Origin of the sequence: Mesorhizobium shonense (assembly GCF_040545255.1) — a bacterium.
In the GTDB taxonomy this organism is placed as follows: Bacteria; Pseudomonadota; Alphaproteobacteria; order Rhizobiales; family Rhizobiaceae; genus Mesorhizobium; species Mesorhizobium shonense.
Window position 1 is genome coordinate 163,963 of record NZ_JBEPLM010000012.1, and the last position, 22,747, is coordinate 186,709.

Annotated in this window: 22 protein-coding genes; 3 read left to right on the top strand and 19 right to left on the bottom strand. The window is 64.4% G+C overall.

Annotated elements, in window-relative coordinates:
* Positions 1 to 73: 73 nt before the first annotated feature.
* The 18 genes from ABID26_RS26775 to ABID26_RS26860 form a co-directional block, all read right to left on the bottom strand.
* Positions 74 to 973, bottom strand: a complete 900-nt coding sequence (locus ABID26_RS26775; protein ID WP_292299694.1) for an anti-sigma factor family protein — start codon at positions 971 to 973, stop codon at positions 74 to 76.
* The gene (locus ABID26_RS26780) at positions 970 to 1,500 is read right to left on the bottom strand and encodes a sigma-70 family RNA polymerase sigma factor (RefSeq protein WP_292299693.1); all 531 of its coding nucleotides are present in this window, start codon (positions 1,498 to 1,500) and stop codon (positions 970 to 972) included. The genes ABID26_RS26775 and ABID26_RS26780 overlap by 4 nt, the downstream gene beginning before the upstream one ends.
* A gap of 492 nt (positions 1,501 to 1,992) precedes the next feature.
* A complete protein-coding gene (locus ABID26_RS26785) occupies positions 1,993 to 3,051 on the bottom strand; it encodes an ABC transporter ATP-binding protein (RefSeq protein ID WP_292299692.1) in 1,059 nt (352 codons plus the stop codon).
* 40 nt (positions 3,052 to 3,091) lie between these two features.
* Positions 3,092 to 3,913, bottom strand: coding sequence for a carbohydrate ABC transporter permease (locus tag ABID26_RS26790; RefSeq protein WP_126097614.1), 822 nt, complete (start codon positions 3,911 to 3,913; stop codon positions 3,092 to 3,094).
* Positions 3,914 to 4,852, bottom strand: coding sequence for a carbohydrate ABC transporter permease (locus tag ABID26_RS26795; protein ID WP_292299690.1), 939 nt, complete (start codon positions 4,850 to 4,852; stop codon positions 3,914 to 3,916).
* Positions 4,852 to 6,189 (bottom strand): ABC transporter substrate-binding protein, encoded by a 1,338-nt coding sequence (locus ABID26_RS26800; protein WP_292299689.1) that lies wholly within the window; start codon positions 6,187 to 6,189, stop codon positions 4,852 to 4,854. Before ABID26_RS26800 ends, ABID26_RS26795 begins: the two co-directional genes overlap by 1 nt.
* 64 nt (positions 6,190 to 6,253) lie before the next feature.
* Complete coding sequence (locus ABID26_RS26805) at positions 6,254 to 6,913, bottom strand: GntR family transcriptional regulator (protein WP_292299688.1); 660 nt, start codon at positions 6,911 to 6,913, stop codon at positions 6,254 to 6,256.
* A gap of 22 nt (positions 6,914 to 6,935) precedes the next feature.
* Entirely contained in the window at positions 6,936 to 7,820 is an 885-nt protein-coding gene (locus tag ABID26_RS26810; RefSeq protein WP_126097610.1) for a dihydrodipicolinate synthase family protein, read from the bottom strand.
* 103 nt (positions 7,821 to 7,923) lie between these two features.
* A complete protein-coding gene (gene chrA / locus ABID26_RS26815; protein WP_126097609.1) occupies positions 7,924 to 9,312 on the bottom strand; it encodes a chromate efflux transporter in 1,389 nt (462 codons plus the stop codon).
* Positions 9,309 to 10,127, bottom strand: a complete 819-nt coding sequence (locus tag ABID26_RS26820) for a chromate resistance protein ChrB domain-containing protein (RefSeq protein ID WP_126097608.1) — start codon at positions 10,125 to 10,127, stop codon at positions 9,309 to 9,311. The genes chrA and ABID26_RS26820 overlap by 4 nt, the downstream gene beginning before the upstream one ends.
* A 139-nt stretch (positions 10,128 to 10,266) precedes the next feature.
* Positions 10,267 to 11,043 carry an SDR family oxidoreductase gene (locus ABID26_RS26825; protein WP_354417045.1) on the bottom strand — a complete coding sequence of 259 codons (777 nt, stop codon included), beginning with the start codon at positions 11,041 to 11,043 and terminating at the stop codon, positions 10,267 to 10,269.
* An 11-nt stretch (positions 11,044 to 11,054) separates the two neighbouring features.
* The gene (locus ABID26_RS26830; RefSeq protein WP_292299685.1) at positions 11,055 to 11,867 is read right to left on the bottom strand and encodes an SDR family NAD(P)-dependent oxidoreductase; all 813 of its coding nucleotides are present in this window, start codon (positions 11,865 to 11,867) and stop codon (positions 11,055 to 11,057) included.
* Complete coding sequence (locus tag ABID26_RS26835; protein WP_292299684.1) at positions 11,864 to 12,865, bottom strand: sugar phosphate isomerase/epimerase family protein; 1,002 nt, start codon at positions 12,863 to 12,865, stop codon at positions 11,864 to 11,866. Before ABID26_RS26835 ends, ABID26_RS26830 begins: the two co-directional genes overlap by 4 nt.
* 40 nt (positions 12,866 to 12,905) lie before the next feature.
* Positions 12,906 to 13,673 (bottom strand): SDR family NAD(P)-dependent oxidoreductase, encoded by a 768-nt coding sequence (locus ABID26_RS26840; protein ID WP_292299683.1) that lies wholly within the window; start codon positions 13,671 to 13,673, stop codon positions 12,906 to 12,908.
* A gap of 11 nt (positions 13,674 to 13,684) precedes the next feature.
* Entirely contained in the window at positions 13,685 to 14,806 is a 1,122-nt protein-coding gene (locus ABID26_RS26845; RefSeq protein ID WP_292344006.1) for an ABC transporter ATP-binding protein, read from the bottom strand.
* Positions 14,803 to 15,699, bottom strand: a complete 897-nt coding sequence (locus tag ABID26_RS26850) for a carbohydrate ABC transporter permease (protein ID WP_292299681.1) — start codon at positions 15,697 to 15,699, stop codon at positions 14,803 to 14,805. The genes ABID26_RS26845 and ABID26_RS26850 overlap by 4 nt, the downstream gene beginning before the upstream one ends.
* Entirely contained in the window at positions 15,692 to 16,627 is a 936-nt protein-coding gene (locus ABID26_RS26855) for a carbohydrate ABC transporter permease (RefSeq protein ID WP_040973636.1), read from the bottom strand. The genes ABID26_RS26850 and ABID26_RS26855 overlap by 8 nt, the downstream gene beginning before the upstream one ends.
* A gap of 55 nt (positions 16,628 to 16,682) precedes the next feature.
* Positions 16,683 to 17,948 (bottom strand): ABC transporter substrate-binding protein, encoded by a 1,266-nt coding sequence (locus tag ABID26_RS26860; protein WP_292344004.1) that lies wholly within the window; start codon positions 17,946 to 17,948, stop codon positions 16,683 to 16,685.
* 134 nt (positions 17,949 to 18,082) lie between these two features.
* On the opposite strand from ABID26_RS26860, the gene ABID26_RS26865 reads away from it, so the two are divergent.
* On the top strand, positions 18,083 to 19,279 hold the full coding sequence (locus ABID26_RS26865) for an ROK family transcriptional regulator (protein WP_040973638.1): 1,197 nt from the start codon (positions 18,083 to 18,085) through the stop codon (positions 19,277 to 19,279).
* 200 nt (positions 19,280 to 19,479) lie between these two features.
* Here the strand turns inward: ABID26_RS26865 and ABID26_RS26870 are convergent, their stop codons facing one another.
* Positions 19,480 to 20,268 (bottom strand): 3-hydroxybutyrate dehydrogenase, encoded by a 789-nt coding sequence (locus ABID26_RS26870; protein ID WP_126097601.1) that lies wholly within the window; start codon positions 20,266 to 20,268, stop codon positions 19,480 to 19,482.
* A 225-nt stretch (positions 20,269 to 20,493) separates the two neighbouring features.
* On the opposite strand from ABID26_RS26870, the gene ABID26_RS26875 reads away from it, so the two are divergent.
* Positions 20,494 to 21,282 (top strand): acetoacetate decarboxylase, encoded by a 789-nt coding sequence (locus ABID26_RS26875; protein ID WP_292344029.1) that lies wholly within the window; start codon positions 20,494 to 20,496, stop codon positions 21,280 to 21,282.
* Positions 21,275 to 22,435 (top strand): patatin-like phospholipase family protein, encoded by a 1,161-nt coding sequence (locus ABID26_RS26880; protein ID WP_292372920.1) that lies wholly within the window; start codon positions 21,275 to 21,277, stop codon positions 22,433 to 22,435. Before ABID26_RS26875 ends, ABID26_RS26880 begins: the two co-directional genes overlap by 8 nt.
* Positions 22,436 to 22,747 lie beyond the last annotated feature (312 nt).

Below are 22,747 nucleotides of genomic sequence, written 5' to 3' on the forward strand. Positions count from 1 at the left end.
TCACCGGCATCCACCTTCCGATCGACGGCGGCTACACCTGCCGGTGACTTTCCATGGGCCCGGCGGCAAATAATCAGCCCGGGCTGCCGGCCGCCGGGTTGGCGGCGGCGGCCTCCCGGAAGCGGGCGACGAAATCGTCCAGCGCGGGGCGTTCGGCATCCGAGATCGCCCAGTAGGAAAAGGCGTCGTCGGTCCAGTGGACCAAGAGGAAGCCGCCGGCCGAGAGATCGTCCGCCACCGGCACAGGCTTGGCCTCGTACTGCCGCGGCGCCGCCACCAGCGTGATCAGATGCTCGTGGTGGCGATAGACCAGTGCCGGCATCGGCTTGTCGCCGATGACTTCGACGCGTCCGCCGAGCAGCGCATAGCCGTCCCTGGCCATGTCTGGCGCCGGCGGCGACACGCCGATCCGGCCGTCGAGCCATGGCTTCACCGTATGCCGGTCGGACGAGACGATATCGACCGGCGTTGCCGCAAGCAGGCTGCGGCGATGGCCGTTGGCGGCGGCGACCGCGAAACTGTCGGGCGCATTCTCCACCATCAGCCACTGCGTCGCGCCGCTGGCGAGAAACGCCGTGAGCACGATCGAGGCCGCCATCTGGCGCCAGTCGAAGGAGTTGAACCAGCGTGCCGTAGCGCGCGGCCGCATCTCGATGACCTTGCCCTGTTGCGGTTGCGGGTCTGCCTTCACAGCTTCGGCCTGCGCGGCCTCGGCTTCGCCGGAAGCTTTCACCTCTGCGATCGCTGCGATGCGCGCCAGGAAATCGCTGCTGATCTCGGGGCGCGGCACGTTCGCGATGGCGCTGCGCAGCGCGAGGATGCGCGCATGCTCGGCGGCAAGGTCCGGATCGGCGGCGATGCGTCGCTCGACGGCAAGGGCGGCCGCGGCATCGAGCTCGCCATCGACAAGAGCGTGGATCATCAGCTTCATATCCTGCGGGTCTTCTGGCAATCCATCCTCACGCGGGCTCATGGTGCCCCTCCAATGTCTGTCATCAGCAGGCTGCGGGCCCGCGCCAGCCGCGACATCACCGTGCCCTGCGGCACCCCTAACATCGCCGCGATCTCGCGGTAGCTGAGCCCGTTTATGTCGCGCAGCACCAGTGTTTCGCGAAACACGTCCGGCAGCCTTGCGATCGCCGCTTCCACCGCCGCCGAGTTCGCCTTGGCGATCAGCGCCGCCTCCGGACTGTCGGAGTCGCTATCCGGCGGCGGCGACACGTCGTCGAGATCGGCGAGATCGCCGACGGCAACCACCGCGCGGGGACGGTTGCGCGCCATCCAGGTATAGGAGGCGTTGCGCACGATGGTCAGCAGCCACGCACGCGAGTTGCCACCGGCAAAGCCGGCCATGCCGGCATGCGCCTTGAGGCAAGCTTCCTGCACGACATCCTCGGCGTCCGCTGCGTTGCCGGTCAACCAGCGGGCGAGCGACAGCGCATCGCCAAGATGCGGCAGCACCACTTCGGCAAAACGCGCGGCCAGCATTTTCTCGCTCAACACCGTTCCACCGTCAGGCGCTCCCGCCAGGGCTTTGCGACCACCTTCAGCGGGTGACGCCGATCTGTCCCTGCCCGAGCGGGTGAAGATCGCGATTGCAGGCGAAGGCGCCTGCTTTGGTGGAGGTGAAGGCATAGGGGTCACCGGAGTCAAGCGCCTAGCAACGGAACGGCGAACCGCCGTGTCAGGCCCGGTGGCATGACGGCGAGGCCAAAATCATTTTGGTCCAGCTCAGTCGCTCCAGGGGCCAGCGGCGGTTTATGCCCTCTCCCTGCCTCCCGGCGTTCGCATTGTCGCAATGGGTCATGTCGGTCTCCTGCAATGCCGTGAGCGGCATCTGCCGGGAAGACCGGTGGAACCGTCGGTTTATTCCCAAACGATCGCCAGTTTCGATCACGCTGACGTGATCGATGTCGCATGGCTTGGCCAAGAGTACATTCCGGGACGGCCAGGCGCCGCCCGTCCAGCTTGGTCAGAGAAGGCCGGCAGCGATCAGATGCGCCGACCGGTCTCGGCGTCGAACAGATGCGCCGAGGCGCGGTCGATTTCGATCCGCACGCTCTCCCCTTGCTTCAACGCAAGCCGCTCGCGAAAGAGGCAGGAGATCGCCTCCCCGCCGCAGTCGACCGTGGCGAATATCTCCGAGCCAGTCGCCTCGAGAAGCGTGACTGTGCCGAATAGACCTTGGCCGGTCGCCCGGATGTGTTCGGGGCGAATGCCGTAGACCAGTTCCCTTCCCGCGGCCTCGGCCGGCTGGATACCTTCCGGCAGCGGTAGCGTCAGTCCGCCGGCGCTGCGGAAGATGCCTTCCTCGATGTGGCCATGGATGAAGTTCATCGCGGGCGAGCCGATGAAGCCGGCGACCAACAGATTGGCCGGGCGGTCGTAAAGATCGAGCGGCGCGCCGATCTGCTCGACAAGGCCGTCATGCAGCACCACGATCTTGTCGGCCATGGTCATGGCCTCGATCTGGTCGTGCGTGACGTAGATCGTCGTTGTGCCGAGCCGCTGATGCAGCGCCTTGATCTCGCCGCGCATCTGCACGCGCAACTTGGCGTCGAGGTTGGAGAGCGGCTCGTCGAACAGGAACACCTGCGGATCGCGCACGATGGCGCGGCCCATGGCGACACGCTGGCGCTGACCGCCGGAGAGCTGGCGCGGATAGCGGTCGAGCAGCTTTTCGAGGCCGAGAATGCTCGCTGCCCGCTTGACCCGGCTCGCGGTGTCGGCCGGATCGGCTTTCTTGATCCTGAGCGCGAAGCCCATATTGTCGGCCACCGTCATGTGCGGGTAGAGCGCGTAGTTCTGGAACACCATGGCGATGTTACGATCGCGCGCCCTGAGATTGTTCACGGTGCGCTCGCCGATCGCGATCTTGCCGGCCGAGATCGTTTCCAGCCCCGCGATCATGCGCAGCAGCGTCGACTTCCCGCAGCCCGACGGCCCGACCAGGATGACGAACTCGCCATCGGCGATATCGACGCTGACGTCGTGGATGATCTTGGCGTTGCCGAAGGCCTTCTGCACATTGTCGATGGTTACCGATGCCATTGGATACCTCCGAAAGAAGTGACGTTCGCCATGGTCTTCCTCAGCCGCCCTTGACCGCGCCGGCGGTCAGGCCCGCGACGATCTGCCGTTGTGCGAACATGGTCAGAACCAGCACCGGCAGCGTCACGACCAGTGCCGCCGCAGCGAGCGGTCCCCAACTCACCTGCTCGTAGGACAGCATGTTGTAGACCGCGACCGGCAGCGTCCTGGTCTCGCGGCTGGCCAACACCACGCCGAAGACGAAGTTGTTCCACGAGAAGATGACCGACAGGATGAAGGCGACGACGATGCCCGGCTTGGCGATCGGCAGCGCCACCAGCCGGAACACCTGCCAGGACGAGGCGCCGTCGATATTGGCCGCCTCTTCCAGTTCCATCGGCGTCGTCTCGAAATAGCCGATCATCACCCAGACCACGATCGGCACCGTCACCACCAGATGGATGATGATCTGCGGCCAGAGCGTGCCGAGGATGCCCAACCACTGGAACAGAAGGAACAGCGGAATGAGGTAGGAGAGCCCCGGCGTCATGCGCGCGATCATGATGACGACCGCCGAGCGTTCCGCCTTGAGCCTGGCGATGCCGTAGCCGGCCGGCACGCCGATCAGCAACGCCAAGAGCGTCGCCGTGCCGGTCACCAGCACCGAGTTCCAGAGATAGAGTAGGAAATTGTTCTCCTCGAACACCTTCGCGTAGTTCGACCAGGCGAAGCGCTCCGGGATCAGGATCGGCGGGTAGGCGCCGTTGTCGATCTCGAACTTCAGCGACAGCGAGATCATCCAGAGGAAGAACAGGATCGCCGGCGAGACCAGCACCAGCGCCGCGAAGAACAGGCCCAGCTTGTTGAGCAGCCGCGAGCTCATCTATTTGCCCTCCGCGTCGATCCATTGCGAGCGCTGGCGCAGCATCAGGAGGATGAAGGACAGGGCCACGATGACGATGAAGAAGACCACGGCCATGGCCGAGCCATAGCCCATGTCGTAATAGGAGAAGGCGGTGTTGTAGAGGTAAATGTTGATCGTCTCCGACGCGGTGCCCGGCCCGCCCTGGGTCATGGCGTAGATGATGTCAAAGCTCTTCAGCGCATCGATGGTGCGGATGATGACGGCGATCATCAGGAACGGCGCGATCATCGGCAAGGTGAGATAGCGGAACTGCTGCCAGGCGTTGGCGCCGTCGATCTCGGCGCTCTCGAACGGCTCGCGCGGCACCGATGCCAGCCCGCCCAGCACGATCAACATCACCAGCGGCGTCCACTGCCAGGTCTCGACGGCGACCAGCGACGGGATGACCGTGTTGGCGTTGAATATCCACTCCTGCGCCGGAATGCCGACAAGCGACAACAGGTAGTTGAGCACGCCGAGCTGCGGATGGAACATCATCGTCCAGACCAATGCCACGGCGACGGGTGTGGCCATCATCGGCATCACGAAAAGCCCGCGCAGCAGGCCGCGCAACGGGAACCTGGCGTCGAAGATGAGCGCCGCGACGGTGCCGAAAAACATCGGCGCGACCACCGACAGGAACGTATAGGTCAAGGTGTGCCACAGCGATTCCCAAAAACGCGGATCGCTCGCCAGGCGCAGATAATTCTCCATCCCGGCAAAGCTTCGCGACTGGCCGAGCGTCCAGCTGTTGACGCTCATCCACAGCGTGAAGGCCCACGGAAAGATGATCACCGCGCCGACGACGACGAGCGCAGGGACGACGAAAGGCCAGTAGTTGGGAGCCAGCCGGACCGGCTGGCTCTCTTCGATGGCTTGCGTCGTCACCCCCGCGCGTTCTGGGGCGATGGCGGACATCAGCCTTGCTCGCTCCTGTCGAGAACCGGCTGGAACTGCTCGGTGGCCTTCTTCAGCTCGTCGGCCGGGTCGGCCCCGGCGATCATATTGGTCAGCGCCACGCCATAGATGTCGCGGAACTCGGTGACCGGGATGATGACCGGCAGCGCCAGCCGGCTGATGTTGCCGGAGCCGACCACGGCGTCCAGCCAGCTCGGCGGCATGGTGACGCCCTCGCGCACCTTGGGGTCTTCGAGCACGGATTTGCGGAACGGCACGCCGGCGCCGGCCTGCAGCAGGCGCGCGCCCATGGCCGGCGATACCGCCCACTGGCAGAACAGATAAGCCGCTTCCTTCTTCGAGCTGGCCGACGTCACGCCGATGCCGTCACCGAACGTACCCGAAGCATGCGCTTTCGGTCCCTTTGGCATGACGCCGTAGCCGACCTTGCCGACCACCCGCGACTTTTCCGGATTTTCCATCGGCGGCGCGAAGCCCACGCCGTCGAACCACATGCCGATCTTGCCTTGCAGGAACGCGGATTGCGCCTCGGCCCAGTTGAAGCCGGTAACGCCGGGAGGTGCGGCCTTGGTCATCAGCCGCTGGTAGAGGCTGGCGGCTTCGACCGCTTCCGGCGACGTCGTGCGCAGCTTGCCGTCGCTGCCGAGCGGCGTCATGTCGTAGCCGAGCATCAGCGACGTCCACACCGGCGTGTTGGCATTCTTGAGGCCGCGGGCGACGAAGCCGAACGTGTTGCTCGACGGGTCCGTCAGCGCTTCGGCGGCGGCCACCAGTTGCTCAAAACTCTCTGGATATTTCAGCCCCTTGGCGTCGAACAACTCCTTGTTCCAGTAAAGAATCCAATAGTCGACCGAGAACGGCAGCGAGCGCAGCACGCCCTGGCCGTCCTTGGCGAACTGCATGCCGGCCTCGGCGAAGTCGCTTTCGACCAGCCCCGGATCGGTGAGGCCCGGATCGGCAAGATAGCCGGAAATGTCGGCCAGCCAGCCGCCCTTCTCGAACTGCCGCTTCTGCACGTGGTAGCTCAGATGCACGACATCGAAGCTCGGCTTGCCGGAGCTGAGCTCGATCACCGTCTTCTGGCGCTGCTGCTGTTCGGGCGTGGCCTCCGCATTGACCTTGATGCCGGTCAGTTCCTCGAACTCGGCGAGGTTCTTCAGGATGGTGTCGCTGCGCGGGCTCTTCACCAGATTGACGTCGAGCGTCGTGCCGGCAAAGCGCTTCCAGTCGACGCCCGCGGCAAAGCTCGGCCGAAGACCGGCAAGGCCGGCGGCCGCGAGCGCGGCTGTTCCCTGGAGCAGCTGCCTCCTGGTTGGATTGAACGGATTGGACGACATTTCTTCCTCCCGGTTGCTGTCGTTGTCGATTGCGCAGCGTCGATTGCGGCGCGGTCCTGCTTCCTCAAATCTGCAGCGCCAGCCGGCGCGCATTGTCGATGTGCTGGCTGATCGCCTCGACCGCCTTCTGCGGATCGCGTTTCTCCAGCGCGTCGATCACCGCCAGATGCTCGCGCATGACCGGCACGACGCGGCCGTCGATGCGGAAACGCTCCTGGTGGATCAGCCTGATCTTCACCGAATTGACCAGATAGGCCTTGGCGATGATCTCGTTGCCCAGCGCGCTGATGAAGGTGTCATGCATGGCCCAGTCGATGCTCTGGGCCTTGGCTTCCATTTCCGACGTCGCCGTCTGCGCCAGCGCCTGGGCGAGCATGTCCTCGTGTTCGTGCCGCAGCCGCGCAATCTCGGCGTCGGAAGCGTTGACGGCAAACAGCGCGACCGCCTCGCGCTCCATGAACAGGCGGAATTGGAAAGCTTCGCGGATCAGGCTGATGTCGATATGCGCGATCTGCATCCCGCGTTGCGGAATGGTCGTCAGCAGCCCCTCCGCCTCGAGCCGCGGCACGATCTCGCGGATCGCGCCAAGCGGCAGGCCAGTGAAGGCGACCAGCTCGCGCTGCGACACGAACTGGCCCGGCCTGAGGTCGCGGGCCAACAGATGCCGCGTGAAGCTGGCATAGGCCTTTTCCCTCAGGGTTGCCGGTTCGCTCGTGTCGTCCATGCCGATCCCGCGTCCTTGCCGTTCAGGCCGCTTGCGTCGCGAACAGCCTGTCGTAAGCGGCGCCAAGCTGCTGCCGCTCCTGCAGTACCACCGGTTCGAGCGGCGGCCGAACCGTCAGCCAGCGTTCGTCGCCGGCCTGGCGCGCCACCATGGCCTTCACCGCCGGAATAACCGGGCGCCTGAGCAGTTCGAGGACGAAGCCTTCCACACGGGGATCGTCGCGCCCGCTCTCGATCATGGCGCGAAGCTCGCCGGCGGCGAAATTGGCCATGCCGGAAATCGCGCCCTGACCTCCGATCCGCACCGCGGGCGCCAGATGCCGTTCGTCGCCGATCAGGATGATCAGGTCGCCATGCGTCTTGATCAGCGCTTCGCTGTAGGCCCAGTCTCCGCCGGAATCCTTGACCCCTGCGACCACGCCTGGATACGCCTTGCGCAGCCTGCCGATCAGGTCGAGCGACAGCTGCACCGTGGTGACCGAAGGGATGTTGTAGAGCAGCATGCCGCGGGCGAGCGGACCGAGGGCCGCGAACACCGCCGCAAACCAGCCGAACAGTCCGTCGTCGCCGACATTCTTGAAGTAGCTCGGCGGCGCCAGCAGGATGTTGCGCGCACCGCGCTGCAAGGCCTGGCGGGATTGCTCCGCGGCATCTTCCGCCGCATCGACCAGCACGCCGGCGACAAGCTGGTCGGCCGAAATGCCTGCCGCAAGCATGGCGTCGATCACCGGCTGCCGTTCCGCCGTCCCGACGGAGGCGCCTTCGCCGGTGGTGCCGAACAGCGTCACGCTGCTGCAGCCGGCATCGAGACAAGCCCAGGCATGCGCGGTCATGAGCGGGACGGCAATCCGCCCGAATGCATCAAAGGGCGTTGTGAGGGCAACCGACAGACCAAAGCGCGAAGCCACCTGCAAAGTCTCCAATTCATCAATATGCAGGCAGAAGTATCATGCTGACATGTTAGTTGTAAACAGCATCCGTCGATCACGCTTGGCTGCGGCCTGAAACAGTTCACAGTGCTTGCAAGGCCAGTCCCGCCAGCGCCGATGCCGCGAGCGTCGGCAACATGCCGACTTTCAGCTTCAGCATGGCGACCATCGCCGCCGCCGACAGCAGCGCCGCGCGCCAGTCGAGCGAGGAGAAGACCGGGACCTCCACGCCCCAGCCGACGCTCTCGACTTGGGTGAACACGACATGCAGCGCGAACCAGAGCGCAAGGTTCATCACCACGCCGACGACGGCCGCCGTGATCGCGCCGAGCGCCGCCGACAGCGCCTTGTTCTGCCGCAACTGCTCGATGTAAGGCGCGCCCAGGAATATCCAAAAGAAGCAGGGGACGAAGGTTGTCCAGAGCGTCAGCGCCGACCCGAGCGATCCCGCAAGCAGCGGGCTGATCGCGCCGGCATGACGATAGGCGGCGGCGAAACCGACGAATTGCAGCACCAGGATCAGCGGCCCGGGCGTCGTCTCGGCAAGCCCGAGCCCGTCGACCATCTCGCCGGGCGAAAGCCAGCCGAACGAGGTCACCGCAGCCTGCGCGACATAGGCCAGAACCGCATAGGCGCCGCCGAAGGTGACGACCGCCATCAGGCTGAAGAAGCCGCCCATCTGCGCCCACACGCTCCCCGGTCCCGCCAGCGCGGCGATAAGTGCCACCGGTCCGAGCCAGAGCGGCAGCCAGATCGCGACGGTGCGGGCGGCATGCCACCTGGTCGGCACGGTGTGGCCGAGCTCGCCGCGTTCGAACATCAGGTCGACCACGCCCCGGCTGTCGGCGGCGGTTTTGCCCTTGCCGTGCGCCGAGCCCGAAAACAGGCCCGGCGCGAAGCGGTTTCCGACCCAGCCGATCAGGCCTGCCGCAAGCACGATCAGCGGGAACGGCAACCTCGCGACATAGATGGCGAGGAAGGCCGCCACCGCGATCGCCACCATGACCCGGTTCTTCAGCGCCCGCTTGCCGATGCGGATCACAGCCTCGACGACGACGGCAAGCACTGCCGCCTTGACGCCGAAGAACAGCGCCTCGATGACCGGCGCGTCGTTGTAGAGCATGTAGAAGCTGCTCAAGCCGAGCATGACTAGCGCACCGGGCAGCACGAACAATGTTCCGGCGACGAGGCCGCCGGCCGTCCGGTGCAGCAGCCAGCCGATATAGACAGCGAGCTGCTGCGCCTCGGGGCCGGGCAAAAGCATGCAGTAGTTGAGCGCATGCAGAAACCGCTCCTCGCCGATCCAGCGGCGCTCCTCGACCAGTTCCTTGTGCATCAGCGCGATCTGACCGGCCGGCCCTCCGAAGGAGAGCAGGCCGATCTTTGCCCAGAGCCGTGTCGCTTCGCCGAAGGTCGGCACGGCCGGGATATCGGCCGGCTGCGCGGCGCCGTCTTTGGCAAGCACAGTCATTGTGCCTTGCCTGCGACCGGCCAGTTATGCGTCTCGTCCGTGGCGTCGCGGCACCAGCGGAAGAAGGCGTCGTAGAGAAGCATGCCGGCTTCGAGCTGCTCAAGGTCGTCGCGGAACATGCGCGACAGGCCGAGCGAGGCGGCGAGGAACCCGGCCGCCTGCGGCACGAGGTCGAGCCGTGCCGTGTCCGCTCCGCGCACGATGAGCGCCAGGCGATCGAGCGTCTCGACGCGCAGGCCGAACTCCTCGATCATCGTGTCGAATGTGCAGCGGTCGCCGCGGTGGCTCCAGAACACGCCTTCGATGTCGAAAGGAACCGCGGCGAACCGATCGGCCACCAGGGGCACCTCGGCGGGATCGACGAACAGGAACACCGCATCGGGATCGACGAAGCGGCGGATCAGCCAGGGGCAGGCGATGCGGTCGACCTTTGGCCGGGAACGCGTGACCCAGACGGTGCGGCCCTTCTGGTCGCGGGGCGGGACCGCACTGGCCGTGACCAATGGCGCCTTGGCGGCGGCCCAGGCCTCGAAGCCGCCTTCGAGCGATTCCGCCGCGATGCCTTCATGGCGCAGCCACGCGGCGACGCCTTGCGAGAGCTTCTGCCCTCTCTGGCAGATGACGACGACCTTTGATCCGGAGAATTCGGCCGCCCAGGCCGAGACGGTTCTGAAATCGCGCCGGCGGGAAGCCGGCAGCAGCCGCGGATCGGCTGCATAATCCTCGTCGATGCGCACGTCGATGAGAACCGGCGCATCGGGCAAGCCGACGAGACGTATAAGTTGCGGAATGGTGATTGCGGTCGTTGATGGCATGGCGTCCACCTCCTGAACAAAGAGAGTCTGGACGCGATCGTTGGGCTGACGCCTCACGGGGTCGTCGCGGGAAACCCCTTGCAATGATGCTGGAATGATCCCCGCCGATTGTCAAGGAAGAGCTTCTACGCTCGTCCCGTCACAGCGATGCCGTGATGCCGCCGTCGACATAGAGGACGTGGCCGTTGACAAAGCTTGATGCATCGGATGCCAGGAAGACCGCCGCCCCGATCAGTTCCTCGACCTCTGCCCAGCGGCCGGCAGGCGTGCGTTTCTCCAGCCAGGCGGTGAAGTTGGCGTCGGCGACCAGGGCGGCATTGAGTTCGGTGTTGAAATAGCCTGGACCGATCGCATTGACCTGCAGGCCATATCGCGCCCAGTCGGTCGCCATGTCCTTGGTCAGCATCTTCACGGCACCCTTGGTCGCCGTATAGGGCGCGATGCTCGTGCGTGCCAGCTCGCTCTGCACGGAGGCGATGTTGACGATTTTGCCGTGTCCGCGCGGGATCATGCGGCGTGCCACAGCCTGGCCGACATGGAACACGCTGTCGATATTGGTCGCCTTGAGCCTTTCCCAGGCATCCAGCGGAAATTCCTCGAGCGGCGCGCGAAACTGCGTGCCGGCATTGTTGAAGAGGATCTCGATCGGACCGATTTCGCTCTCGATGGCGTCGACCGCTGCCGTCACGGCGGCCGCGTCGGTCACGTCGAAGGCGCGAGCGTGAACCTTATGGCCTTCCGCCGCGAGCCTTGCCCGGGCCTCCTCCAGCACACTTTCGTTGCGCGCGTTGAGCACCGGCTCCGCGCCTGCTTCGGCCAGGCCGCGGGCGATCGCGAAGCCTATCCCCTTCGAGGATCCGGTTATCAGCGCGAGCCGGCCGGAAAGGTCGAAGCGCTTGATGGCAGTTTCCCTCATCGTCACATGCATCACCCCGGAAAGATCGTGAAGCCGCCGTCCACGCGGATCACCTGGCCGTTGATGAAGCGGGCGCGCGATCCGGCGAGGAAGGCGACAGCCTCGGCAACCTCTTCAGGCTCGGCATAGCGGTTCAGGGAACGCTTCGACGAATCCATCCTTGCCGGATCGACGACGCGTGTCGCCTGGAACCGGGCGGTTTTCGTCGCCCCGGGGCTGACTGCATTGACCCGCACGCCCTCGTCGATCAGCTCCTTGGCGAGGCAACGGGTATAGTGGACGACAGCAGCCTTGAGCGTCGAATAGACGACCTCCGGCGAGCAGCCGAGGTGAGCGGCCGCCGAGGCGATATTGATCACCGAACCTGACCCGCGCTTCACCATCGGCGGCACGAAGGCCTGGCAAACCAGCATGGTGCCGATCAGGTTGTTTTCGGTGAGCACCTTTATGTCCTCGTAATCGATGTCGAGGGCATTGTTGGGGTTGGGCTTGGTTCCCTTGGCGCCGATGTCCCCGCCTGCGCAGTTGACGAGCACATGCACGTCGCCGAGTTCCGCCTCGATCTTGCGCTTCATCTCGGCTACGGCGGCACGGTCGCCGATATTGCCGGTGACCGCGGTCACCCGAGTGCCGTGTCGTCCCAAGTGCCTTGCCGATTCACCGAGGTCTGCGAACTCGCCATACTTCGCCGGTTGGGTCCAGTCCAGGTCGTGGATTGCTACGTCCGCCCCGAGTTCCGCCAGCCGGTCGGCCATCACGTGGCCGAGGCCGCGTCCGGAACCGGTGACGAAGGCGGTGACGCCGCTGAGTTCGCGAGTTGTCATGAGGGGTTCTCCAAGGTCATGAGGCCGAGCTCCTTCATGTTGGCGACGCTGCGCCGGATCATGTCGAGCTCGTAGGAAACCAGGGCGCCGTCGTCCCCGCGCTCCCAGGGAGTGCGGAAATCAGCATCGTCGGGCAGGCAATTCTCTTGCGCGGCCGCAAGGCAGGCGGCGAATTCGCGCGCGGTTTTCGGCGGATAGCCGTTCCACCAGTCGTCGAGAAGAAAGCGCACATGGCGCGCCTCGAGCGCGCCCGGCTCGAGCACTGCGGTGAGTTCGTCGTGGAGGTCGCCGAGCAGGGCCGCGAGGTCGCGGAAGGGCACGGCACCGTCGCCGATGGCGCAGCGCACGAGCCGGTAACCTTCGCCCGTGAACTGGACGCGGTAGTCCTTCAGGTGGACATGCCGCACATAGGGCGCGACGCGGCGGGTGAAGTCGAGCGGCGCCTCGGCGACGGGAAACGTATTGCCGGTGTCGAACGTGATGCCGACCCCTCGCCCGCCGATCTCGCAGAACGCCACCAGCTCGGCGCTGCCGAAATCCTGATGGTTCTCGATCGCGAGCACGCGGCCTTCGGCTTCGGCCCGCGGCCCCCATTGCTGAAGCGCCGACCTGATCGAGGCGTTGAGCTCGCCCCATTTCTCGCCCCAGGCATTGCGGTCACCGCACAGAACCGGTGTCAGGCCGAGCCGGATGGTCTTCGCGCCGAGCGAGCGGGCGGAACGGAACGCGCTCTCCAGCGGCCCCATCATGTTGAGCCCGGCGCTGACGACGGGCGTCATCCCAACCCCATCGAGCCGCTCCTTCAGCGCGGCTAGTCCGGAATCGGACATTTCCGCCAGCCACGGATCATAGATCTCCAGCGTGCGTGCGCCGAGCTCTTCGGCCAGGGCGATGAAGCCTTCGAGCCCCGCGCCCTTGGGGTTGGCGCGCGGTGTGCCGCGGCCCTGCAGCCCAAGATGATAGGTAAGCCCATAGGGGTTCAAACCAACGCGCAGCATCAGGCCAGCCGATCGAACGAGGGGAGACGGAGAACCTGCATCAGCGCAGGCCCGCATCGACGGTGATGGATTGCTTGGTGATCATGCGGCTGTCGTCGGCGGCGAGAAAAAGCGCCGTGCGGGCGATCTCGTCGGCCAGCAGAACCTGCCTGATCAACTGGCGCCCGACCATCTGATCGACGGACTCCTGCGTTGTGTACCAAAGACGGCGCTGCCGCTCGGTGATCACGGCGCCCGGCTCGATGGCGTTGACGCGGATATTGTCGGGACCGAAGGCGCGGGCCAACGACCGCGTCATGCCAATGATCGCGGCCTTGGCCGTGGCATAGGCGGTCATCTGGTCGGCGCCGAAGCGCCAGGAGGTCGAGGAAAGGTTGATGATGGAGCCAAAGCCCAGCGACTTCATCTGCGGATGGACGGCCTGGGCGGCGAAGAACTGATGCTTCAGATTGACGTTCTGGGCATGATCCCAGTAGTCCGGCGTCACCTCGGCGACTGCGTGGCGGTCATCATTGGCGGCGTTGTTCACCAGGACAGCAACCGGCCCGGCCTTTTCCCGCACATTCTCGATCGCTGCGCGCAGGGCCGCGATGTCGGTCACATCGCATGGCAGGAACAGAGGCGCGTGGCGCGTAGCGCCCGCAAGCTCCGCCTTTAGTCCCCGGCCGACCGATTCCTGAATGTCGAGAAAGGCCACGCGCGCTGCGCTGGCCGCGAAGGCGCGAACCATTTCGGCGCCGATGCCAGAGGCTCCTCCGGTGATCAGCACGACACGGTCTGCGAGGCTTGGATAGGTGGCGAATGTCAAAGGCTGAGCTTTCAAAGAAGGGATTGGGTCGTCGGATCGAAGAGGCAAGCCCGCGCCATGTCGATGCCGAGGGTCATTGTCTCGCCCATGCGTGGCGCACTGTCCGGGTCGAAACGGCCGGTGACTTCGAGATCGCCGAAGCGAAGTACCGCCAAGGTCTCGGCACCCGTGGGCTCGACCAGCTCGACCGGGGCCTTCACCGCCGCGATGGCGCGCTTGCGGTGCTTCAAGTCGTCGGAAAAGCGGTAAATATGTTCCGGCCGCACGCCAAGCACGACGTTCCTCGGCGCGCCGGCCGGCACCGGCTGGGCAAGTTCCAACGCTGCGGTGCCGCCATCCGCGGTCCGAACCGTGACGCAGGGCCGGCCCGCCCCGTCGCCGAGCTCGGCGGGAATGAAATTCATCGCCGGAGAGCCCATGAAGCCCGCGACGAACATGTTGGCGGGGCGGCTGTAGATCATCTGCGCGGCGTCGAACTGCTGCACCGACCCCTGATGCATGACGGCAATGCGCGAAGCGAGCGTCATCGCCTCCACCTGGTCGTGGGTGACATAGACCGTGGTCTTGCCGACACGGTTGTGCAGCTTCTTGATCTCGGTGCGCATGTCGACGCGCAGCTTGGCATCGAGGTTGGAAAGCGGCTCGTCGAACAGGAAAAGCTTCGGGTCCCGCACCAGCGCCCGGCCCATGGCGACCCGCTGGCGCTGGCCGCCGGAGAGTTGCCCGGGCTTGCGGCCAAGCAGCGCCTCGATCTGCAGCAGCGCCGCGACGTGCTTGACGGCTTCGGCCTGATCGGCCTTCGGCACGCCGCGGCTCTCCATGCCGAAGGTGATGTTCTGGCGCACGGTCATGGTCGGGTAGAGCGCATAGGACTGGAACACCATGGCGATGTCGCGGTCCTTTGGCGGCACGGAATTGACGAGCCGGTTGCCGATGCGGATTTCACCCGACGTCACGCTTTCAAGTCCGGCGATCATGGCAAGCAGGGTGGACTTGCCGCAACCGGAAGGTCCGACGAGAGCGATGAACTCTCCCGGCTGCGCTTCGAGGTTGATGCCCTTCAAGACGTCCACGGCGCCGTAGCTCTTGTAGAGATTGCGAATGGTCAGGGCGGATAGGGATTGGCTCGTCATTTGATGGCGCCCTGTGTCAGACCGCGAACGAAGTATTTGCCGCCAAAGAGATAGATCAGGAGCGGCGGCAGCGCCCCGATCAGCACGGCGGCGCTCATCACGTCGTAGCTGCGGGCGGTCGTGCCGCTCGCCGTCAGCGCGACGAGCGCGGCTGTGATCGGCTGCGCCTGGCCGGACGTGAAGACCACGCCGAACAGATACTCGTTCCAGATGCCGGTGAACTGCCAGATGACGGTCACGATCAGGATGGGCGGCGACAGCGGCATTATGATCTTCCAGAAGATCCGCCAGAAGCCGGCGCCGTCGATGCGCGCCGCTTTGATCAGGTCGTCGGGGATGCCGACATAGTAGTTGCGGCAGAAGAGGGTGGTGAAGGAAATTCCCTGGACGACATGCACCAGGATCAGGCCGTAGGTCGAGTTGGTCAGGCCGAGCTTTCCAAGAACGAACGCCCAGGGCATCAGCGCGATCTGCCCCGGCATGAAGACACCGAGCAGCATCAGGGTGAACAGGACCTCCGAGCCCTTGAAGCGCCATTTGGACAGCACGTAGCCGTTCACGGCGCCGAGCAGCGTGGAAATGATCGTCGCCGGAATGGTCATCCACAGCGAGTTCAGGAAATTCCGTTGCATCCCCTGGCAGGTGCCCGCGATGCAATAAGTGCTCCAGGCCTGCGCCCATGCCTCCAGCCGGAAGGTCCTTGGCAGCGAGATGAGCCCGTCGCGCGCGATCTCCGCCTGCTCGCGGAAGGAATTGAAGACGACCACGAGCAGCGGGATCAGATAGATTGCGGCGAAGACCGTGAGCAGGCCATAGATCGCGAACCGGCTCCAGAAGTGCCTGCGGCTCGCTGCAGCCGCTTCCAGGTCGATGGCGGCGGCCAGTTCAGCCATTTCCTGCCTCCGCCCGGCGGCGCCACACCACCCACAACGAATAGGGCACCAGCACCACGGCAAGCGCGGCCAACATCATGACCGCGGCGGCCGCGCCCTCGCCGATCTCGCCACGCTGGAACATCAGATCGTAGACGTAGATGGCGGGGAACGTGGTCGAGATGCCCGGCCCGCCGCGGGTCAGGGCGGCGACGAGGTCGAACGTCTTGATGGCGAACTGGATCTGGATGACGGCGACCGCAAGGAAGATCGGCGCGATGGTTGGCAGAATGACCTTCCTGTAGGTGCGCACGACCGATGCGCCGTCGATCTGCGCCGCCTTCACCAGATCCGGATCGACCGAGCGTAGGCCGGCCAGAAAGAGCGCCATGGCGAAACCGGAAGACTGCCAGACGCCGGTGATGATCACCGCATAGATCGCGTGGTTGCGATCGCTGGTGAGCGCGAAGCTGAAGTCGCTCCAGCCCAGCCCGCGCACCAGCGCCTGGATGCCGTCGACCGGATTGTAGAGCCAGCTCCAGACGGTGCCGGTGACGATGAAGGAAACCGCCAGCGGGTAGAGGAAGATCGTCCGCCACACCGCCTCGCCGCGCACGCGCTGGTCGATCAGGATGGCCAGCAGCAGCCCGACCGCCATCGAGCCCACGATATAGAAGCCGCTGAAGAGGAAGAGGTTGGTGTAGGCGATGTTCCAGCGCCGGTTGGACCAGAGCGATACGTAGTTGTCGAGACCCGCAAAGCCGTAGCTCGGCAAAAGTGTCGAGTCTGACAGCGACAGATAGAGCGTCCAGCCCGTGAACACGAAGACATAGACGAAGCTCGCCGCGAGCGAAGGGGCGAGCACGAGGATCGGCACGATCGATCCCAGACGATCCCGCCACGAGCGGGCGGGCACGGCTATCGGAACGGAAAGGTCGTGGATGGACATTGGGCTTCCTGCCGGCCGGGCGCCGGCGCGATGTCGCGCCGGCGCTCTCCGCACGTCATTCCTGCGCTTCGGCGGCGTCGGCCATGGCGTTGGCCGCATCCTTGGCGGACATGTCCGGCGTCGCGACGAATTCTGTGATCGTGTCCATGATGGCGCCGCGGACCTTTTGCGGGATGGTCATGTTGTGGGCCATTGAGCGGACCAGCGTGCCCGCCTCGATCGAGGCCTGCAGGTCCTTCTGGGACTTCTGCTGGCAGGGATTGAAGCCCTTCGACAGATCGACGTCGAGGCGCGCCGGGATCGAGCCCTTGGCCTGGTTGAAGACGGTCTGGAACTCCGGCGACAGGATGGTGCTGGCGAGCAGCTTCTGGCCCTCCACATAGTCGGGATCCTTCTGCTGGAAGAACACGACGGAATCGGAGTTCAGGATGAAGCCGGGCTTGCCCCAGTCGGTCGGCGCCTGGGCGCAGACATAATCCGTTCCTTCCTTGAAGCCGGCGGCGGTGAGCAAGCCGATTGTCCAATCGCCCATGATGTGGAACGCCGCCTCGCCGCGGCCGACGAGAGCCGACATCGAATCCCAGTCGCGGCCGTTCATGCCTGCGTCCATGTACTTGGACGTCATGATGCGGAATTGCTCGAAGGCCTTGACCATGCCGTCGCTGCGCATGGCGTCGACGTTGCCTTCGACGAAGGCCTTGCGATAGAGGTCGAGGTCCTGGCCGTAGACGACGACTTCGAAGACGGTGGAATCGGTCCAGTCGGCGGTCGAGTGCGAGATGCAGATCTTGCCGGTGGCCACAATCTTGTCGCAGGCTGCGTTGAATTCCGCCCAGGTCTTCGGAACTTCCGTCACGCCGGCGGCCTGCATGACTTTCGGCGACGCCCATATCCAATTGATGCGGTGGATGTTCATGGGTGCTGCCACCCACTTGCCGCTCGGCTTCATCACCGGCAGCAATTCCGGCGCCACCACCTTCTCCCAATTCTCCGCCTTCGCGAGATCATCCAGATCGGCGGTCATGCCGGTCTTGTTCCATTCAGCGATCTCGGGACCCTTGAGCTGAACCGCCGGCGGAGCATTGCCTGCGATCACGTCGGCGCGCAGCTTGGCAAGCGTGTTGGCGGTATGGCCGGCGATCGAGGTCTGCTGCCATTTTCCGCCCTTCGCCTCGAACATCTCGCCAAGCTTGGCGATGGCCTGCGCGTCCGATCCGGTCGCCCATTGGTGGAGCAGATTGGTCTTCGGCTCGGCGAGTGCTGTGTTTGCAAGAAAGGCAAATGCCGCCGTAGCGACAAGGGTCGCCCTCAGATATCTCATCGTCTCACTCCCATTTGATTTCAGCACGGTTCATCACGACCGTTTCGTCGAGACCGCCCGCGCATCGCAGAAGGTCTCTAGTTTTTTCTAGAATGATCAAATACGATCGACAGTCAAGGAGTTTTAGAACGAAAATGACAAAAAGCCTGCTCAGATCGCTGCTGGACGGTCAGCCTCCGGGCACGCCTGAAAGTCTGATTGTCCGCTGTCTCAGCCAGCGCGGCGCCATTTCCGCCGCGCAGATTGCCCGGCTCACCGGCTTGGCCCGCTCGACCGTCTCGACGGCTTTGACTGGTCTGAAGAAGTCAGGGATCGTGGTGGAACTGGCGGCGGCTGACGAAACGGCCAAAGGCGTCGGCCGGCCGCCGGCGACGCTGACGCTCAATCCTGAAGCCGGCACCTGCGTTGGCGTTCATCTTAGTCTCGACGAGATTCGGGTCGCTGTGGCCGACGTCTCGCATTCATTCATTTCTGAAAAAACTATCCCCCTCGGCCTGGATTATCCTCCGGACCGGGCGGCAAAGCTCACCAAGGCGGCGATCGCGCAATGCTACGAGGAGAACAGCTTGTCTGCGTCCGGCCTCCTGGGTGTCGGGGTTTCTGTATCGGGACCGGTCAGCCCCGAAGGCTTCGTCCAGCGGGCCAGCATCGTTCCCACTTGGGCTGGCGTCAACATCCGACATGTCTTTGGGCCGGTGCTGGAGCAGCCGATCTTCGCAGCCAATGAAAGCAACTGCGCCGCCATTGCCGAGATGATGTGGGGCGCCGCCGTCGGTTACGAGGACTTTGTCCTGTTCAAGATCGACCTCGGGGTCGGCGGCGCGATCGTCCAGCACGGACGCGTCGTGACCGGAATTGCCGGCGGCGCGGGCGAATTCGGTCACATGAGCATCGATCCATCGGGCGATCTTTGCCGCTGCGGCAATCGAGGCTGCCTGGAACTCTACGCCAGCTTCAACCGGCCATTGGAGCAGATCGCGCGCGTGACGGGCCGGCGCGTCACGATGGACGACGTGATCCGCATGGCCGAGCAGGGGGATGTCGGAGCATTGCGCATGATCGAGGATACGGCCGAAATGGCGGGCCGCGGCCTGGGCATGATTGGATCCGTTCTGAACCCGCCCCTCATCATCATCGGAGGACGCATGGCGCTCGCCGGCGACATCCTACTTACGCCGCTCATTGCAGCCTATGAACGGCACACCCTAATCAAGGCGCGGGACGTCGCCCCCGACAGGCGCACGCGAATAATCATCGGCAAGCACACCGAAAACGATGTGCTGCTTGGAGCCGTCGGCCTTGTCCTGAGCCATTACGGGCGACTTCAATAGCCATGGGGACCGGCAAGGACTGCGCCAGGGGAAGGATAGTACGAAGCACCGCGAGTTAAGCCTTACGCCGCGACAGCGCCCCCTTTAGAGCAATTCCAGGAAAAGTGTGTAACGGTTTTCCGTCCGGAATTGCGTAAAAACAGATAGTTAGAGCAGTTCAGCGTTTCCGTGAAACGATGAACTGCTCTAGGGAAGCGCGCCTACTGCGCCGTCCAGCCGCCATCCATCGGCAAGGTCGTGCCGGTCATCTGCTTGGCGGCGTCCGAGCACAGGAAGAGCGTCAGCGCGGCGAGTTCCTCGACGGTGACGAATTCCTTGGTCGGCTGTGCGGCTAAAAGCACATCGTGCTTGACCTGCTCCTCGGTCATGCCGCGCGCCTTCATCGTGTCTGGGATCTGCTTTTCGACCAGCGGCGTCCAGACATAGCCGGGCGCGATCGCGTTGACGGTGATGCCGTCCTGCGCCACTTCCAGCGCCACCGTCTTGGTCATGCCGGCAATGCCGTGCTTGGCCGAGACATAGGCCGACTTGAACGGCGAGGCGACCAGCGCATGCGCAGAAGCCGTGTTGATGATGCGGCCCCATTTGCGCCGCTTCATGCCGGGCAGCGCCGCCTTGATGGCATAGAAGGCGGCGAGCAGGTTGATGCGGATGATCGCCTCCCACTTGTCGTCGGGGAATTCGTCGATGGGCGCCACATGCTGGATGCCGGCATTGTTGACCAGTATGTCGAGGCTGCCGAACGCCTCCTCGGCCTCGCGGATCATGGCGGTGACCGCCGCGCCGTCCATCATGTTGGCGCCCGAATAGCGGCATTTTACGCCGAAATCCTTCTCGATGCCGGCGCGCTCCTGCTCGATCGCCGCGGCGTCGCCCAGGCCGTTGATGGTGACGTTGGCGCCCTCGGCGGCAAAGGCGCGGGCGATTGCGAGGCCGATACCGCTGGTCGAGCCGGTGACGAGCGCATTCTTCGAAGACAGGGAACCCATGGGAGATCTCGCGACAGGTGGAAGGAGCTATAGGCGCACATAGTTTGTGCGTCGCAACATAACAATGCCATGGCCGTATGTCGTTGCGATTACATTGTTGTGATGCTGTCCGAGAGCCATGAAGCTGGCGCGCGAGGACCATGACATGGCACTGTCATGGTGCCGTGCAACATATTCCTCCTGCGCGTCTCGCGTGTGTCATTCCCGAACCGAAGGGTGAACAGCTTGGAAATCGACGATGTCGTGAAGCGCGCCTATGCGATGCCCCTCACCAATCCTTCGTTCCCGCCCGGCCCCTACCGTTTCTTCGACCGCGAATACATCATCATCACCTACCGCACGACGCGCGAGGCGCTTGAGGCGGTCGTGCCGGCGCCGCTCGAGATCGATGAGCCGCTGGTCAAATACGAGTTCATCCGCATGCCGGATTCGACCGGCTTCGGCGACTACACCGAAACCGGCCAGGTGATACCCGTTCGTTTCGGCGGCCAGCATGGTGGCTATGTCCATTCCATGTATCTCGACGACGACGCGCCGATCGCCGGCGGCCGCGAGCTCTGGGGGTTCCCGAAGAAGCTCGCCAGCCCCAAGATCATGCATGAGGGCGAGGTGGTGGTAGGCACGCTCCATTACGGCAGCGTGCTCTGCGCCACCGGCACGATGGGCTACAAGCACCGCGAGGCGGACCATGACCAGGTGCTCGCCTCGCTCGCCGCGCCCAACTTCCTGATCAAGATTATCCCGCATGTCGACGGCAGCCCGCGCATCTGCGAGCTGGTTCGCTACTACCTCACCGATGTAACGCTGAAGGAAGCCTGGACGGCGCCGGCCGCGCTGGACCTTCGGCCCCATGTCATGGCCGATGTGGCGAAGCTGCCGGTGCTCGAGATCGTCTCGGCCGTCCACTTCACCGCCGACCTGACGCTTGGGCTGGGCGAGGTCGTTCATGATTATCTCGCCGATCGCAACCCGTCCGCGACCAGCGCAATCCAGCCGGAGATGGCTCGTGCTTGAACGCACCCGAAACAAGGCAAACGCCGCCACCATTGAGGAAATCACCGCGCAATATGACCGCATCGCCCTGGTGTTCCAGGGTGGCGGCGCGCTGGGCGCCTATCAGGCCGGTGTCTATCAGGCGCTTGCCGATGCCGGCTGCGAGCCGACCTGGCTGTCCGGCGTTTCGATCGGCGCCATCAACGCCTCGATCATCGCCGGCAACGAGCCGAGCCGCCGCCTGCAGCGGCTGGAGCAATTCTGGCAGACGATTTCCGGCCGCAAGATCTGGGCCTACACGCCGGAGGGCGACATCTACCGCGACATCCGCAACCGCACCTCGTCGTGGATGACGATGACCATGGGCCAGCCGGGCTTCTTCAAGCCGCGCAATCCCAATCCATGGTTCGAGCCCCCAGGCGCTGAAGGCGCCACCAGCTTCTACGACACCGCCGAGCTGAAGGAGACGCTCGAGAGCCTGATCGATTTCGATGTGCTGAACGACGGCAAGAAGCGGTTAAGCGTCGGCGCGGTCAATGTCAGGACCGGCAACTTCGTCTATTTCGACACCGACAAGGTGCGCATCGGGCCGGAGCACATCATGGCGAGCGGCGCGCTGCCGCCTGCCTTCCCCTCGATCCGCATCGAGGGCGAGTATTACTGGGACGGCGGCATCGTCTCCAACACGCCGCTGCAATACCTACTCGACCAGGAGGAAGACCGCTCCTCGCTGGTGTTCCAGGTCGATCTGTTCAGCGCCCGCGGCGCGCTGCCGCGCGGCATGGCCGACGTGCTGTCGCGCCACAAGGACATCATGTATTCCAGCCGCACGCGCCAGAACACCGACAATTTCCAGCGCATCCATGCGCTCAAGATGAAGCTGCTCGATGCCCTCAAGCGCGTTCCGCCGGAACTGCTCAAGGATGGCGAGAAGGAACTGATGGCCGACTACTCCGATGCCGGTGTGGTCAACATCGTCCACCTGATCTACCAGCACAAAGGCTATGAGGGCCACGCCAAGGACTATGAATTCTCGGGCACCTCGATGCGCGAGCACTGGGAGATGGGCCTCGAGGACACCGAGCGTACGCTGCGCCACAAAAAGTGGCTGATGCTGCCGACCAATGTCGAAGGCGTCGCCATCCACGACCTGCATCGCGAAGACCCGACCTGATATTGTCGAAGGCAGGCTTGCGCGCGGAAGGAAAACCTTCCCCGGCTTCGGTCAGCGCCGATCCTGGGCATCGGGTGTGCATCACGCTTTAGCCCGACGCGCTTCCATAAAGGCGCACCGCTGACTTATCCGATAAGAGACATTCTGAATTCTGCGGCGCCACGGCGAAAACCGCGGCGCAGGGCAACGCTTGGGAACGCCTTCGAACTGTGAAGTTCCTCTTAATAGGCCATCAACATTATCGCGAATAGCCGCTTGCGGAAAGCGGGCGTACATCCGGGCGCAAGTAAATTCGCCAGGCTCTGGAGTGCT

Bases quoted from the DNA above. Each gene is read 5' to 3' on its own strand.
- ABID26_RS26775 (WP_292299694.1), bottom strand. From the start codon at position 973: ATGAGCCCGCGTGAGGATGGATTGCCAGAAGACCCGCAGGATATGAAG.
- ABID26_RS26785 (WP_292299692.1), bottom strand. From the start codon at position 3,051: ATGGCATCGGTAACCATCGACAATGTGCAGAAGGCCTTCGGCAACGCC.
- ABID26_RS26790 (WP_126097614.1), bottom strand. From the start codon at position 3,913: ATGAGCTCGCGGCTGCTCAACAAGCTGGGCCTGTTCTTCGCGGCGCTG.
- ABID26_RS26795 (WP_292299690.1), bottom strand. From the start codon at position 4,852: ATGTCCGCCATCGCCCCAGAACGCGCGGGGGTGACGACGCAAGCCATC.
- ABID26_RS26800 (WP_292299689.1), bottom strand. From the start codon at position 6,189: ATGTCGTCCAATCCGTTCAATCCAACCAGGAGGCAGCTGCTCCAGGGA.
- ABID26_RS26805 (WP_292299688.1), bottom strand. From the start codon at position 6,913: ATGGACGACACGAGCGAACCGGCAACCCTGAGGGAAAAGGCCTATGCC.
- chrA (WP_126097609.1), bottom strand. From the start codon at position 9,312: ATGACTGTGCTTGCCAAAGACGGCGCCGCGCAGCCGGCCGATATCCCG.
- ABID26_RS26820 (WP_126097608.1), bottom strand. From the start codon at position 10,127: ATGCCATCAACGACCGCAATCACCATTCCGCAACTTATACGTCTCGTC.
- ABID26_RS26825 (WP_354417045.1), bottom strand. From the start codon at position 11,043: ATGAGGGAAACTGCCATCAAGCGCTTCGACCTTTCCGGCCGGCTCGCG.
- ABID26_RS26830 (WP_292299685.1), bottom strand. From the start codon at position 11,867: ATGACAACTCGCGAACTCAGCGGCGTCACCGCCTTCGTCACCGGTTCC.
- ABID26_RS26835 (WP_292299684.1), bottom strand. From the start codon at position 12,865: ATGCTGCGCGTTGGTTTGAACCCCTATGGGCTTACCTATCATCTTGGG.
- ABID26_RS26845 (WP_292344006.1), bottom strand. From the start codon at position 14,806: ATGACGAGCCAATCCCTATCCGCCCTGACCATTCGCAATCTCTACAAG.
- ABID26_RS26850 (WP_292299681.1), bottom strand. From the start codon at position 15,699: ATGGCTGAACTGGCCGCCGCCATCGACCTGGAAGCGGCTGCAGCGAGC.
- ABID26_RS26855 (WP_040973636.1), bottom strand. From the start codon at position 16,627: ATGTCCATCCACGACCTTTCCGTTCCGATAGCCGTGCCCGCCCGCTCG.
- ABID26_RS26860 (WP_292344004.1), bottom strand. From the start codon at position 17,948: ATGAGATATCTGAGGGCGACCCTTGTCGCTACGGCGGCATTTGCCTTT.
- ABID26_RS26865 (WP_040973638.1), top strand. From the start codon at position 18,083: ATGACAAAAAGCCTGCTCAGATCGCTGCTGGACGGTCAGCCTCCGGGC.
- ABID26_RS26870 (WP_126097601.1), bottom strand. From the start codon at position 20,268: ATGGGTTCCCTGTCTTCGAAGAATGCGCTCGTCACCGGCTCGACCAGC.